At 28.1% G+C, this 15,725-nt stretch carries 7 protein-coding genes; all 7 read left to right on the top strand.

Annotated features, from left to right (window positions below; translation table 11 throughout):
• Positions 1-187 precede the first annotated feature (187 nt).
• The 7 genes from Q0H31_RS06905 to Q0H31_RS06935 all read left to right on the top strand — a co-directional run bounded on the left by Q0H31_RS06905 (position 188) and on the right by Q0H31_RS06935 (position 15,678).
• A complete protein-coding gene (locus Q0H31_RS06905) occupies positions 188-1,234 on the top strand; it encodes a hypothetical protein (RefSeq protein WP_295296684.1) in 1,047 nt (348 codons plus the stop codon).
• Entirely contained in the window at positions 1,218-1,745 is a 528-nt protein-coding gene (locus Q0H31_RS06910) for an NUDIX domain-containing protein (protein WP_295296685.1), read from the top strand. The genes Q0H31_RS06905 and Q0H31_RS06910 overlap by 17 nt, the downstream gene beginning before the upstream one ends.
• Positions 1,746-1,750: 5 nt before the next feature.
• Positions 1,751-2,632 (top strand): DUF1848 domain-containing protein, encoded by an 882-nt coding sequence (locus tag Q0H31_RS06915; protein WP_295296687.1) that lies wholly within the window; start codon positions 1,751-1,753, stop codon positions 2,630-2,632.
• A 75-nt stretch (positions 2,633-2,707) separates the two neighbouring features.
• A complete protein-coding gene (locus tag Q0H31_RS06920) occupies positions 2,708-6,154 on the top strand; it encodes a DUF4132 domain-containing protein (protein ID WP_295296689.1) in 3,447 nt (1,148 codons plus the stop codon).
• 167 nt (positions 6,155-6,321) lie between these two features.
• Entirely contained in the window at positions 6,322-7,323 is a 1,002-nt protein-coding gene (locus Q0H31_RS06925; RefSeq protein ID WP_295296690.1) for a C45 family autoproteolytic acyltransferase/hydolase, read from the top strand.
• Between the two features lie 1,008 nt (positions 7,324-8,331).
• Entirely contained in the window at positions 8,332-8,664 is a 333-nt protein-coding gene (locus Q0H31_RS06930) for an STAS domain-containing protein (protein ID WP_295296692.1), read from the top strand.
• A gap of 72 nt (positions 8,665-8,736) precedes the next feature.
• On the top strand, positions 8,737-15,678 hold the full coding sequence (locus Q0H31_RS06935) for an ABC transporter (protein ID WP_295296694.1): 6,942 nt from the start codon (positions 8,737-8,739) through the stop codon (positions 15,676-15,678).
• The last annotated feature ends 47 nt before the right edge of the window (positions 15,679-15,725 follow it).

Raw genomic sequence — 15,725 nt, forward strand, 5'->3', positions numbered from 1 at the left:
TAAATTATGATACACCTATGCTATACTTTAAGAAATTAAGGAATTCCTAACTGCAATATGTCTGGCTCCTGTGCATTACTTTTTTATATCCTTTAATATTAATATTGATACTTGACATACAGCCGTTTTTTTATTATTATATCACAAATATTTTGCTATGCTTATTAGTTTTTATGGAGAGACTATTGTGATTAGCTATTTTCAAAAGAATAAGAAGAGAAAAACTATATTAAATAAAATTAAAGAAAAAAGAATAATTATAAATGATTTTTATGTGCCTTTAGGTATAGTTCCTACAGAGTCTTCTAAGCCTAAAGAGGGTGTGAGTATAGAATTAAAAACTTCTGATGACGGTGCTGATATGTATTCCTATAGCATTTCAATATCAGCAAATAGGCTTTCAGATTTGTTTCTTAAATTAATAAAATTGCTTCCATATTATGCTACTATGGTGATAGAAAGAAAAAGTGAGGATATAAACAGAGAGTTTGATGTGCTTATGAGCGACCCTGATATATCTTTAAGCGAGATTAGAAGAGTGTTTAAAAAATATAATGAGCTTTGGGTAGAGTGCGGTTTTGTTGGTTTTGGAGTTATTGATGAGTATAATGATTTTGAGATTTTTATTAATTTAGATAAAGAAATAATTATAAACACGCCTTTTAAAAATATTAAAAAAATTAATAGAATATTAGATTCTTTTAATCTATTAGATGAGACTCCTGTTTTTATTAGTTCTGATATTCACTGGCATTATTCTTTATCTTCTATAGTTTCTTATGAGAGCTATAGCGAGACTTATGAATATATATTTGATTATTATGATATTATTAACAATTTAAAGCATAGTTTTGGTTTTGTGATGATTAATGATGATGAGAAAATAGATAAAGAGCCAAAATGGTGGAATGTTACTGTCCGCTGTCTTGGAAAGTGTAAGACTGTATCTTTTGTTTCTACATATTATATAGTAGCAAACACAATAGAAGAGATGGAAACTGTAATAGAAGAAAAGATGAAAGAGCTTGATATAGAGTATTATTATATATACGACTATTACAATGTTGACCCTAACAATTATCATCATAAAAGCGTAAACTTATCAAACAAAGATAATTTATTTTTTAAGAAAGCACCTTTTGGAATATGGGCAGAGTCTGACATATTTATAAGCAAGGTAAGAGATATTAGTTTATTTTATATAAATAATAGAAGTTATGAAAGAGCATATTAAAAATCAATTTAAATATTGTCCCTATTGCGGAGAGAAGGATTCTTTTATATATAATGGGGTAAAGATATTTAATTGTTCAAAGTGCGGGAGAAGTTATTTTGTCAATCCTGCTTCTGCGGGCGGAATGGTTGTTGAAACACCTAAAGGCATTGTATTTGTTGAGAGGAAGTTTGAACCTAAAAAAGGCTATATTGATTTGCCGGGCGGGTTTTGCGAACCTTATGAGAGAATTGAAGATGCTGTTAGAAGGGAGCTTTTTGAAGAGACTAATATAAAAATAGATAATATACATTTTCTTATAAGCGGAAGTAATGAATATATTTATGAGGGCATGATGTATGTTACTACAGATATGTTTTTTTATGCTAAGATAGATTATGTGCCTGAAGTAAAACCTTCTGATGATGCATCTGAAGTGGTATTTATAAAAAAAGAGAATATTGATTTTGACAGATTAGCTTTTAAATCATCAAAAGAAGCTTTAAGAGAATATATTAGAATAACTCAGTAATTATTATGATAATAAGTGCAAGCAGAAGAACGGATATTCCTTGTTATTATTCTGATTGGTTTTTTGATAGAATAAAAGAAAAATATTGTTTGGTGAGAAATCCTTTTAACAGTCATCAAGTAAGTAAAATATATTTGTCGGCTGATGTGGTTGATTGCATAGTTTTTTGGACTAAAGATGTTTCTCCTATGATTGATAAATTATATTTGATTAAAGACTATAAATATTATTTTCAATTTACAATTAATTCATACGGCGAAGATATAGAGAATGTTATTTCAAAGAGAAAAGAGAAGATAATATATTCATTTAAAAGACTTTCAGAGAAAATAGGCAAAGAAAAAGTTTTGTGGCGTTATGACCCTATTATCTTAAGCGAAAAATATAGCATTGATTATCATAAAAAACATTTTGAATATTTAATAAAAGAGCTTCATGACTATACAAACAAATGCATAATAAGTTTTGTTGATATTTATAAAAAAATAGAAAGCAAGATAAAAGATATAAATATTAAAAAAGATGATGACTCTATTTTTGAATTATCTTCTTTTATTAGCGATATTTCTAAACATTATAATATAAGTGTAGAGGCTTGTTGTGAGGATTTGCCTAATATTGGTAAAAGTAAATGCATTGATGAGAGTCTTATATCAAAGATAGTAGGATATGATATAAAAGCGAAAAAAGACAAAAATCAAAGGCTTAATTGCGGATGCATTGAAAGCATTGACATAGGGGCTTACAACACTTGCTTATCTGATTGCATTTACTGTTATGCGAATAATAATAAAAAAAGCAATATCAAAAACTCTCCTATTCTTGGAAGCAATATAAACGATTTGGATATTATTACAGAGAGAAAGTGCTATTCTTTAAAAGAGTAATTTATAATTTTATATATTTTTTTATATTTTATAATTTGTTAAAAATGTATATAATTTATCAATGTGGAGGATGTTATGGACTTAGAAAAAAAACTTGAACAATATTATGAAATCAATATAGTGGATAATATAAAAATATGCGAATCTACAAATGATTTTAGCAAAATAAGAATGGGTCCTTATGATTATTTTTATAGTCAAGATGAATTTTTGAAAGATTATTTTTCTATAGAAGATGAGAAATTAAAAAAAAGATATGAACATTTAATAAAGATATTTATTTACGGAAAAGATAAGAAAGGAGAATACGGATATAGGTATGTTATTTTTGATTATATAGTCAATAGAGATTTTGAAAAGTCGCTTAGATATCTTACCTATGAATATGATAAAAAATATAAAGAGTATTCAAGAACTCTAAATGGTGAAGGTTCAATATATAAAGTTTTTGATGATTTTAATAAATACTTTAGCAAAGAGTTTCATAAATATACAGATAAATATATTGATATTATTAATAATAATGATAATAAAAAAATACTCTCTAAAATGGGAAGAGATGCTGTAATTCCATTGATTGCTATATGTTCTGTGATAAAAAATAATAAAGACTGTGATAAAAAATATATTGATGCGGCTATAAAATCATTCGATGTTCTTCCTAATGTTTATGACACTTTAAATGTAATTGCTGCTCTTTTGGATAAAAATGAAGATATAAAAAATAAATTTATAGAAGTGCTTAATAAAAATGAAGAATATATAATTGACATGAATATTATACTTGGATATTATTTAAGAACATTAGATTATACAAATCCTTATAAAGCTAAAGAGAAATTCTTTAATGCAATAAATTATCCAAATGATTTTGCCTTTATAGCACAGCATTTTGAGAACTATTTTCATTATGAGTTTATTTATGGGGCAAGAGATTTATATTTGAATCATAAAGAAGATTTTTATAAAATTTATAATTTTGTAGAAAACAGTTTAAATAGTGATAGGTACAATATTAATAGAAATAATGATAGAAACAAAAGAATATTTTTAGTGCTTAGCGGTGTTTTATTAGAACATAATGATAAAAAAATAGACAATGATAATTTAAAAAAAGCTGCTGCTGTATTACAAACAATAGTGAATCATTTTACAAAAGAGGATACTGACAGCTATACGAAACTTCCTCTTTTTTCTACTACAGAAAATATTGAAGAGATATTTGACAAAGATAAAAATAAAAACTTTGATGAGCTTATTAAATATTATACAGATAAAAAAAATGCTTATGTGCTTTACAGCAGATGGGATACTGCTCCGGAAATAAGACTTAATTCAGAGCTTTATTATATATATCCGTTGTTTAATTATGACAGTGATGAAACAAAAAAATATAAAAAGTTTGCTATTGATGTTTTGAAATATTTGCCTATTCATCTTGGAATAAGAAAATATATAGAAGTTCAGGCCTCTATAGGAAATAAAACTCTAAAAGAAGTTATTGACAGTTTATTAAATAACAAAGAATTAAATATTACATTAAAAGAAATTTTATTATCCTATTATTTTGATTATGCGGGAGATGCTTCTGGGTATTATTATAATGATGGAAGATGTTTGCCTACACTTTATCATGAGCTTAGATGTTTAGATGAAAATAATAATGTGATGATAAACAGTGTGAAAGATGAATTATTTAAAAGCTATTTTGATGAAGTGCTAAATATATTAAATGATGATAAGTTTCTAAAAGATAATATAGCACCAAACAAAAACGCTGCATTAGATTTATTAAAGAGTATATATAATAAGATTAATGATTATAATATAGTTTACAAAGTTCTTGAAAGCACAAATAGGGCAGAGGTTAAAAGATATTGTTTAAAGCTTATTTCTGACAATGAATCTATTACAAGAGAGTATGTTGAAAAGATGTCTGAAAAAGTAAAATCGTCAGAGCTTAAAGGGGCATTAAAAAATATTATTAAGAATTGGAACTTAAAAAAATACGGCGACAATTTTAAGAGCATTGATGAGGCATTAGAGTTTATTGACACTTACTACAACAAAAACTATGAGAAAAATATAAAGTTTTTAGATGATGTTAAGTTTACAAAAGTTTTGTACAAAAACGGTAAAGAGGCTGATGAGAGAATATTTAAATATATTATTATGGAGTATATGAATTTAGTAGAGCCTGCAAGATTAAAAGATTGTGATATGCTTATTGATATTCTTGATGATTCTTCATTTACCGATGCTTTGGAGAGTCTTTATAGTTATTGGAGCGATTCTAACTATGAAGCGTCAAAGAAAAATATATTAATACCTTATTTGATATATTTTGATGATTTGAAAATAGATAAGGTTTATCCGCTTATAAAAGAGTTTGCAAAAGGCTCACGCACAGTTATGGCGGCATTTATTATAAGATGTATGGCATTGAATGGAAAAAATTATGCGTTAATATTACTTGACTCTCTCACAAGAAAAGCTCCTACTGCAAAAATAAAAGAAGTTGCAATAGAGACAATGGAGAATGCTGCTTATATGCTTGATATGACCGCCAATGAGCTTTCAGACAGAATAATACCTAATTTTGGATTTAGCCAAAAAGGTGAAAGAGTTTTAAACTACGGCGGAGAGGCAAAAAGAACATTCACATTATCAATAAACAATAATCTTGAACTTACAATTACAGATAATGAAAAAGGAAAAATAATAAAATCACTTCCATCACCAAACAGCAAAGACGATAAAGCACAAGCAGACAGTGCCAAAAAAGAATATACCGCTCTCAAAAAAGAAATAAAAACTTTGATACAGAGCCAAAAAATAAGGCTTCAAAAAGTTTTATTAAACGGAAGAAAATGGACTTACAATAATTTTAAAACTGTATTTGTTGAAAACCCAATAATGAATATATTTGCTTTGAAACTCATTTGGGGTGCTTATGATGAGAATGATAATCTAATAGAAAGCTTTAGGTATATGGAAGACGGAAGTTTTAATACTGTTGACGAAGAAGAATATGCTCTAAAAGAAGATAGCTTAATAACTTTAATTCACCCATTGGAATTAGATTCTAACACTATAGAGAAATGGAAAACTCAATTATCCGATTATGAGATAGTTCAGCCAATAGAGCAGCTTAATTTTAAATATGAAGAGATTACAGAGAAAGATATTTCCGAAGATAGGATTAATTCTCTAAACTCCAAAACAATAAAAGCGGGTGTATTAATGTCGTTAGCAAATAAGTATGACATGGCAAGAGGAGAGACTATGGACGGAGGAAGTTTCTCTGAGTACATATTAAAAGACACTTATCTAAATATTTCTGTTCACATCTCATTTGACTATATGTATTTTGGAATGGACGCTAATGAAGATGTTAGTTTTGGGGACATTGAGTTTTATGAGATTAGTGACGGCATTGAGACTTTGATTAATCCATTAAAAGTTAATAAAAGATTTGCTTCATCAATTTACAGTGCAGTAAAGAGCGTTTTTTTGTACTAAGTTTATTTAATACGTACGGTAATTAGATAAAAAAATATAGAGTAGTTAATAATTTATTTTATAGTTATTAACTACTTTTTTATTTTCTATTTTAAAAAATTTTTATTCATATTTACTTTAAATTTTTATTATGCTAGCCTTTTTAAAGTTAATTTTTTGGAGGGAGTATGTATCATTCAAGATTTAAAGGAAGTCATTATGAGGCTGGCTTCAAATATGGAAATATACTTTCTAAAAATAATATAAACCCTTTAAGTAAAATAAAGATATCAAAGGAGCGTAAAGACTTTTCTGACAAATGTATGCCAATATATAAAGAATTTTTTCCGGAAATAATAGAAGAAATAAAAGGAATAGCTGATGGATTAAGTTGCAATAATATGAAAACAAATTATAAAGATATAGCAGATTTTTTATTTACAATATATGCTTTTACATTTGAAAATAAATGTTCTTCTTTTGCATTTAAAACTGATGATAATATTATTTTAGCAAAAAACAGTGATTTTATAAAAAGCATAAAAAAATATTGTGATAGTGTATATTATAAATTAATTGACTCCTATTCATTTATAGCAAACTCAACAGCATTTATTGAAATGGAAGATGGTATTAATGAAAAGGGTCTTGCCTGTGCTTTGACTTTTGTATATCCTGTAAAAATAAATTATGGTTTTAATGCTGGTATGCTTGTGAGATATATATTAGAAAAATGTAATGATGTGAATGAGGCTTTGTCTTTTTTAGAAGAAGTGCCCATATCATCATCACAAAACATTATTATAGCAGATAGAAATTCTAATATAGCATTAGTTGAATGTAACTGTGATAAAAAGCATATAATAAAAAATGATTATGTATTTACTTCTAATCATTTTGTAAGTGAATGTATGAGAGTTTATCAAACAGATTTGGAAGATGATGTGCATTCTCATGAAAGATATAATACATTAGAAAATGCTTTTAAAAACTATAAATATAATTTAGATTTTTCAAAAGAATTATTATCCGGTAAATATGGTTTTATGTGTCAGTATGAGAAGAAAGATGATATTGATACAATTTGGTCAAGTATATATTCTATAAAGGATAAAAAGATATATAGAACGGAAGGCAATCCTTCAAAAAATAGTTTTAAAGAGGATAAAAGATTAAAATTCTCTTATTAAATAATTTAAATATTAATAAAAAATGTTTTTAAAATTCTTTTAACGCACGGTTAATAAAGTTTTATATATAATTGAATTTAAATTATTAATTTATTCTAGGGTTAAAAACTTATTTTGCGTGCGGTATATATACAATAATTTTAAACGACGCTATGGTGGGGTTTTTGAATTCTTTTTAGACAAATATAAAAATAAGAATTAGAAAGTACAGATAAAATTAATAAAAAATAATGGGCGGGGAATGTAATAAAAGTTTTAAAATTTAATTAGGTTCGCCCGCCCTTTAGGTTTTCTGTCTTTTCTTTTGTTTATGTGTTGATTTTCTTTTTTGTTTATACATAAAAAGCTATACTTTATTAAATGCAGTTCTTTTGCTTCTTTTATATCAATAAAAGAAGTGGGGTGCGGGGCAAAGCCCTGCAAACAGTAAATTTTAAAACTTAAAAATTTTTTTAGTGTATATTTTATAACTATAATTTATGTTTTTGTTTTATTCAACTTTTTCCCGCCGCAGAAAGTTGCAAAAAGTGCGAGTGCTTTAACTTTATATTTTGGAATATGTAAATCTAAAATAATGTTTATATTTTTGTTTATATATAGAAATCTATACTTTATTAAATGCAGCCTTTTTGCTTCTTTGTGGCAACAAAAGAAGTGGGGGTGCGGGGGCTAGTCCCCGCAGATAATTTAAAATAAAAAATTAATTACGTTTCCCGCCCTTTAGGCTTTCTGTCTTTTCTCTCGTTTATGTGTTGTTTTTCTTTTTTTGTTTATACTGCTATTTTAGCTGCCCGCCCAAGTTTTTTTAATTGAGAATGCATACAACGCACGCTAAACTAAGCAATGTTTCTAAACCAATTAATAATGCAGTTTTATTATATTTTAAAATCTATCCACCGTGCGTGCGGTGTGAATATTTTAACTGCTCTATCATTTTGCTTAATTATTGACTTTAATATTATGTTTGTTATAATATTTAAAATAAGTATTTGAAGGAGAAAATATATTATGAGTTTAAATATAGAAGATAAAGGTAAAGCAAAAATTGTTATGTTAGAAGGTAAATTAGATGTTAATTTATCTGTATCTTTAGAAAGTGAATTAGATGCATTAATAGATTCTGGAAGCAATAATTTAATTTTAGAGATTTCTAAAGTTGAATATTTAAGTTCAAGCGGAATTAGAGTATTTATTAATATGATGAGAAAAGTAAAAGATAAAAATGGAAGACTCGTTTTAGCTTCTGTACCTGCTTCAATAAAGAAAATATTAAAAACTGTAGATTTAGAAGATTTATTTGAAGTATTTGATACTGTTGATGAGGCTTTAGCTACTTTCTAAAATATTTTTAATATTTTATTTTAAGATATAGTAATTTATAATTATTTTAAGATTACTTATATAAAAAGGTTTATGAAATTAAGGCTATTATTATTACCATTATTTATTCTACTATCTTGTGCATCCAGTCAAAAGAGTGCAGATTCTATTTTTAATAGCAGACCTTTCTTAAGAGAGTATAAAAGATATTCCCTAACTTCAGGAGAAGGTAATCCTGTATTAGATTCTGTTATAGATAGGGAAGGAACTTGGGTATATTATTCGAGAGAAAATGCAGGCAACACTGATATATTTGCTGTAGATTCTTATACGCTTGAAACTTTTAGACTCACAAGAAGTCCCGGTATAGATTCCTCTGTTTCTGTGGACAGTAAATCAAAATATTTGGTATTCTCTTCTACAAGAGACGATGCTTTCTCTGATATTTATTTATACAAATTAGTTAATCTTGGTATTAGAACCTCAAAAAATAATTTGGAGAACTTAGAGCAAAGTATTGTAAGAATAACCGATTATAAAGGCTATGATACAGACCCGGAAATCTCTCATAATGCCGATATGATAGCTTTTGTTTCAGACAGAGAAGATAATATTAAAAAACTCTTCACGGTTAAGCCAAATGGTAAAGAGATAATTAAAAGAGCAGATATAGAAGCCTCTTCTCCTACATTCTCTTTTAATGATAGACATATTGCTTTTATTACTTCTAAAATAGGAGAGCCTTATTCACAATTAGCAGTAATAGACTTGCAAGCTAACTCCTACATCACAAATGATATTCAAACCAATTTGATGATTCTAACCGATACAAAAACCTTTAAGTTTAATCCGTCATTTTACAACAACGACACTATAATTTATTTTGAAATAGCAAATGACAGCGATAGAGATGGTAATTTAACATATAATGATAAAAGAAGATTAATGTCTTATTCTTTGTCTACAGGACAATATTATGTATTAGAAGAAAATACAAGTTTAAGCACATTCAATGTAGCATATGAATCTGCTTTGGTTGGAAGCTATGTATTAAGCACTTCAGGCACTAGTATAGTAACTATGGGTTCTACTAAAGAATATTTTATTAAAGATGCTAATGCTAATGATATGTATAATACCTTTGTTGCTTTGCCGTATAATAGAAAAGTTGAGGTAATAGAGAAGTTTTCAGAGTATTTCCCTTCAGATGAAGATAGGGGCAATGTATCAAAGGCTTATTTCGATGTAATGTATCAGGCTTATACTAATAAAAACAGAGATATTTATAATACTTCAAAAAATGTTCTAACAACGGAATATACCAACACTTTTTACGGGTTTTTGGCTTTAAAGATAGATGAAAATTTTGACACTAATGATAATTGGCTTAGTGCTTCATATTATACCACAAATGAATCAATTATCACAAGCAATGAAAATATAGTAAATGCATTATCTTGGGCGGGATACATATCTGCTAATGAAAAATATAACAGAAACAACACAAATGCTTCAACATTAGAAATTTTAAATAGTATAATAGACTATGACAGCAGCAAAGATTTATATGTATTAATATCAAAACTCTATTCTCATTCACTTGAAGATAATAATTATAAATATCCTGCAGATGAAGATTTGTATAATAAGCCGTATAGAAGAAAGGATTTAATATTTGCAGACAGACTTGAAATAGCAAAAGATTTTATAAAAGATTCAAAGATTCCTTATCAAACAATAATAGATAATGCTCACCCCTATGCTCCATTATCTGTAGCAAGCAGACTTACATATTTAGACGGACTTATACTTGCCAAAAATTATGATGCGGCAACTAATTTATTTCAGCCGTATATGGAATCAAAAAACGATATAATGCTTGCTTTGGGTTATTATGCTAATGCCAAAATATTATTAGACAAAAAAGATGATGCTGCTTATCAGCTTTTAGTGAATGCTGTAAAAAGCGGAGGCAAAAACTTTGAGCCTACTTATGAAGCTAAAGAATCAAAGAGAATACTTGCCAATTATTATAGAACTTTAGCAGATAATGCTTATAATGAAGAGAGATACAATATTGCTTATGACAATTATCAAGAGGTTTTAGTTTATAACCCTAATGATGCCAATGCTTCTTCAAGAATTATTGAAAGCGGACTTAGAGCATACAGCACTATAGAATCACTTGAAAAAACTATAGCAGAGAGGGAGAGAAATCTTTTATCTACAAGATATTCAGAGCATGCAGCACATGCAGAGCTTGCTAATGCTTATTATTATTTGGCTAATAGATATTACGGCATAGCTATGTCTAAACAATATGACAGCGAAAGATATGTGCTTAGCGAGAAAAAAAGAGAAGACGGATTTTATTTGTATTTGAATAAGTCTTTTGATACTATAGTAGATAAAGCAGTCTCTTATATGGATTTTGCTATATTTCTTTATCCTGATGAAGAGAATTATTATATAAAAAAGGCTGAAATGCTTACATTTGCAGAAGCTTTAAAGATGCAGGTGATTCAAAGCGATAAAACATATAAAAGTATAATGGAATTAGTGCCAAGCTATAAAGACAATAATGTAAATAATGATAAATATATAGGATACAATCAATTAACTCTTCAAACACCAAATTTAGAAAGTGAAATAATTGATGCTCTTATAATGGCTAAAAGCAAGATAAAAACTAAGCCTAATATTGTTTCTATAATGCTTGCAAACTCTTACTTAATAAACGGAAGATACTCCGATGCGGCTAATGAATATAAAGAAGCTGAAGTTTTATTAAACAGTGTTGGAAGCGACAAGAGCAAGGCTTGGTATCATTTCTTTTACGGATATTCTTTGTGGATGAACAATGATATTAACGGAGCTTATAGAGAATATAATAAGGCAAGAGAGATTTTTGAAAGACTCGGAGATAGTGAGGCTGTATACAAAATAGTGGGATATACTTCGGTTGCAGCCATTGAGCAGAAAGACTACACTAAGGCAATAGAGTCATTATTAGAGAGAAACACTATTATTACAAACAATGTAGAGCAAAATGAACTTAATGAACTTCTTATTGCTGCTTGCTACTTAAAGCTTGAAGATTATAACAATGCCTTAAAATACTGCGATAATGTGAAGGCTAAAATAGACAGTTTGGATTCTTCTTCATATAATCCTAACTATGTGAGCATTACTTTATATGGTGCTAATATCAATGTTGTAAACTTAGGGCTTGCTTCTTTTGGAGGATATATACCGGGTGAGCCTCTTAATGTTGATAAACAGCAAATGCTTTATTCTATATATCAAGAGCTTTATGAGAAGATGGGAAGATATTCAGAATCAAGAGAGGCTTTATCTTCATATAGAAATTATATTATTAAAGATAAGCCTAAAAAATCTATACAGCCTTTAATGCTTGCTACATACTACAACAATGAAGGTTATTTATATTATAGGCAGGGTTCTGTTTCTAATTCTATTATGTCTTTTAGAAAGTCTATAGAAGAATATAGAAAAACTCTAAACTCTAATGCTATAAATAATAACCCTAGTTTAATATATGAAAATGCTCAAAATGATGCTAAAAACTATTTGAGTTTATCATCACTTTATTTAAGATATTTATCGCAAAATGATTTAACTGCTATAAGAAGAGAATTTTTTATGGAGCTTTTTGACACTACAAAAACTCTTCAGGTGCTTTCTACAAATAATGCTGTAAGCTCTAAAGACAGATTATTATTATATTCACATATAGCAGCTTTTCAATATATAATGGCTTTGAAGCTTACTGCTGAGGCTAATGATTTAATGCTTAACAGAAAGAAAAATAATGATCCTTTGGATATGAGCATGCATGATGTTAATGTTCAAAGACTTTATATGCTTAAAAATGCTATAGACAGATATAAATATATTCTTTCATCAAACTCAAACTTCCCTGTGGACTTAAAAACTGAAATAATTATTCGATACAATTTGGCTAAGGCCTATGAGCTTGCGGGCAATATTGAAGAGGCGGCGAGGGAATATATATCTGCTTTTTCTAAGGCTAAGGTTAATGCTTTTGCAGTTGAGGAGATTGCTATACTTACTACTTTAATAGATTTTAGTGAGAAGTATAGAGATATTTATCCTGACAGTCTTGATGAGCCTGTAATGTATGTGTTTAGGATATTGCAGAGATTAAGAGAAAGCGTGTTTATGATTACATTTGCAGAAGAAAATAATCTTATACTGCAAGATGCAAGGTATAAAGTTATAGAGTTTTTGGAAGGCAATTATCCTGATGCGAGCATTAATATACTTGCTATGTTTGATGCAATAGATATGCGTAAGGATTTTTTAGATAAAAGGCTTTATACACTCGGAGAGAATAATTATTATCTTAGAGATTATTATAAACTATATGAAAAAGCTCTCTATGCCTATCAAAAATATTTGTCTGCAGTAACTGCTAATTATGACAAAAAACAAGAAGCTTCATCTCTAAAAGAAATTACAGAGTATGAAAAAGAGGCTATTAAAACTTTTGAAAATACTCCTATAAAACATATAGTAATTTGCGATGTGAAGGCTAGTGATATAGATAAATCAATGCGTAGTGATGAAACTCTTATATGGGATACTTATTTTGGTTACAGATTTGTGAGGGAGAATAAAAAGACTTATTTCTATTATCAAACTAATGACTTAATAAAGACAAAAAATTATGTTACCCATATTGGTGAGAGTCCTATTGTTATAAGCAGTAATGATGCATTTGTACGCGAGCTTTATGATTCTACTGAATATATGCTTCCTGCGAAGGTTGCTTATGTTGATAACAGATTAATTTCTTTTTATAGAGTTAATAGAAACGACAGAAAAAATATAGATATGACAGCATCATCATCTTCTGCAAGCAATGCTCTTCTTACAAATAATGTTAATGCCAACTATTTTTCAAATAATGTAAGAGTGATGCAAGTTAATTATGTAGAAAATAATAATAATGAAATTAATAATGAAGAAAGCACTAATCTATATACTAATAACACCACCCGCTCCACAAACAGAGTAAGAAAGTTTAGATTTATACCTTTTGAGGATTTATTAACTAACTCTTATGTGCCTTTGGTTGTGGATATCACAGACACTAAAGCTTCTGATATATCAAACCTAATGAAAAAGAATTTCTATATACTTTATGCAGACAAGAAAACTTTTGATGAAAATAAAGAAGTATTAAAAAAAGTTAATAACATAGCATTAGTTGTAGGCAATTCTAACACATATTCAAGAATGATGTTTTATACTAATTATTTTCAAAGACTTGTAACTAATTCTTTGGAAGATAGTATGAAAGGCTATGACAACAATTTATTTACAATATACGGAAAGCCTGACAACAGTATGACTACGCTTTCAAATGAAACTTATAATTTCAAAAGCCGTTTACTCGCATCATACAAAAAAACGCCTTCTGTTAGTATGATTTCTAATATTATAAGCTATTCTCAAACCCCTAACGAGGTTATGGACAATTATGCTTATTTTATAGAAGATAGATATAATGTAAAAGATACCAACACTGCATACAATCTCTCTGAAGACGGATATAAATATTTTGCTTCCTCCTACAGCAATATAAGCGATTCTAATGCCTACTATTTTATGAAGGCAATGCTTCCTGTTTATAGAAGACTCGGAGATGAGGGTGCTGTTAAGGGTGCTAGAAGGGCTTTGCATTTTATGTATCTATATACAAATGAAAATTATCATTTAATAGATGAATATTTTACTCCACGCACATTGTCAAGATTCTTAAAGTCAGGAGAGACTGTAGAAAATAATGTGAGATACGTAAATTATATAGCACAGAGAACTATAGGCACAAACAGAAATAAAATATTAGAGATAGCAGTGCTTTATGATTTAATATATGCTAAAACTCCTTTAGATAAAGTAACAAACTTACTTACTCTAATGACAAATACAAACGAAATACTCACGGTTGCAAATACAATATTAGATAATAAAACTACAAATGAAGCTAATATATTCTTAACTATGGATTATATTTACGGCAATCAGTATATATTTGAACCTAATACTATTTCATCATTTGCTAATTTGTTTTATTCTCTTTATAAAGATAAGCCAAGTTATATATACGGACTTCTAAACAAAATAAGAGTGCCTGAGAGCGATTTTAGAAAGAATATTTATAATGCATATAACATATTCAGCAATGAAAACACTAATACTATGTTTATATTCTATTCTTATGAAGATGATAAATATACTTCTTACAGCTATGTTGTTGGTGATAGTGAAGTAAAAAAATCTTCTCTTGTATCTATTGATAAATTAAGAAATAATTTAATTAGCTTTACAAATGCCCCTGATGCCAATGAAAGAACAAAAGCATTAAAAACTATAGAGTCTCAAATGCTCTCTTCAGACATCTCTAAAAATGCCTCAAGAGTGAACACTGTTTATATTACAGGCTCTTATCCTAATTTGTTTGCTATACCTTTTGCTTATTTTAATGCCTTCAAAAATGCTGATGTTATTAAGATAAGAGAGCTTAAATATGTGCCTATGGACGTTGTTAATGTAGGCAGGGCTAATATTAAGTTAAACACTCAAACTAATTTTTACACATCATTAGAGAGTTTGGCTGTTGGTTATGCTAAGGGCAGCAGAAAAGTGCCTCTCACTCACTATATAGGAATAGACACTAATTATAATAAGCCTTATAATAAAGAAGATATATTCTTATCTCCTGCAAGAAATGCTGATATATTTAGGTATTTAAACGACAGAAGCAACAATAAATTGATGTTTACATACAGCACAGATTTAGCCGGCGATTATTATACAACTATGAAATATTTATATATGAACTTTAATAATGGCGTTATAGATTCTTATAGGTATATTAAAAATAATGCTGTAAGCCCTAATGTTATTAATGCTTCAGATATGAACACTCTATTTAAAGGAAGCTATACTTTATTTGACTACATACTTCCTGGCATACCAAAATAAAAAGCATATTTTTAAGTTAAAAACATAATTACACTTGCAAAAAATTA

This window comes from uncultured Brachyspira sp., assembly GCF_934747485.1.
GTDB lineage: Bacteria > Spirochaetota > Brachyspiria > Brachyspirales > Brachyspiraceae > Brachyspira.

Excerpts from the sequence above, each read along its gene's own strand:
- Q0H31_RS06920 (WP_295296689.1), top strand. The coding sequence starts at position 2,708 with ATGGACTTAGAAAAAAAACTTGAACAATATTATGAAATCAATATAGTG.
- Q0H31_RS06930 (WP_295296692.1), top strand. The coding sequence starts at position 8,332 with ATGAGTTTAAATATAGAAGATAAAGGTAAAGCAAAAATTGTTATGTTA.
- Q0H31_RS06915 (WP_295296687.1), top strand. The coding sequence starts at position 1,751 with ATGATAATAAGTGCAAGCAGAAGAACGGATATTCCTTGTTATTATTCT.
- Q0H31_RS06925 (WP_295296690.1), top strand. The coding sequence starts at position 6,322 with ATGTATCATTCAAGATTTAAAGGAAGTCATTATGAGGCTGGCTTCAAA.
- Q0H31_RS06910 (WP_295296685.1), top strand. The coding sequence starts at position 1,218 with ATGAAAGAGCATATTAAAAATCAATTTAAATATTGTCCCTATTGCGGA.
- Q0H31_RS06935 (WP_295296694.1), top strand. The coding sequence starts at position 8,737 with ATGAAATTAAGGCTATTATTATTACCATTATTTATTCTACTATCTTGT.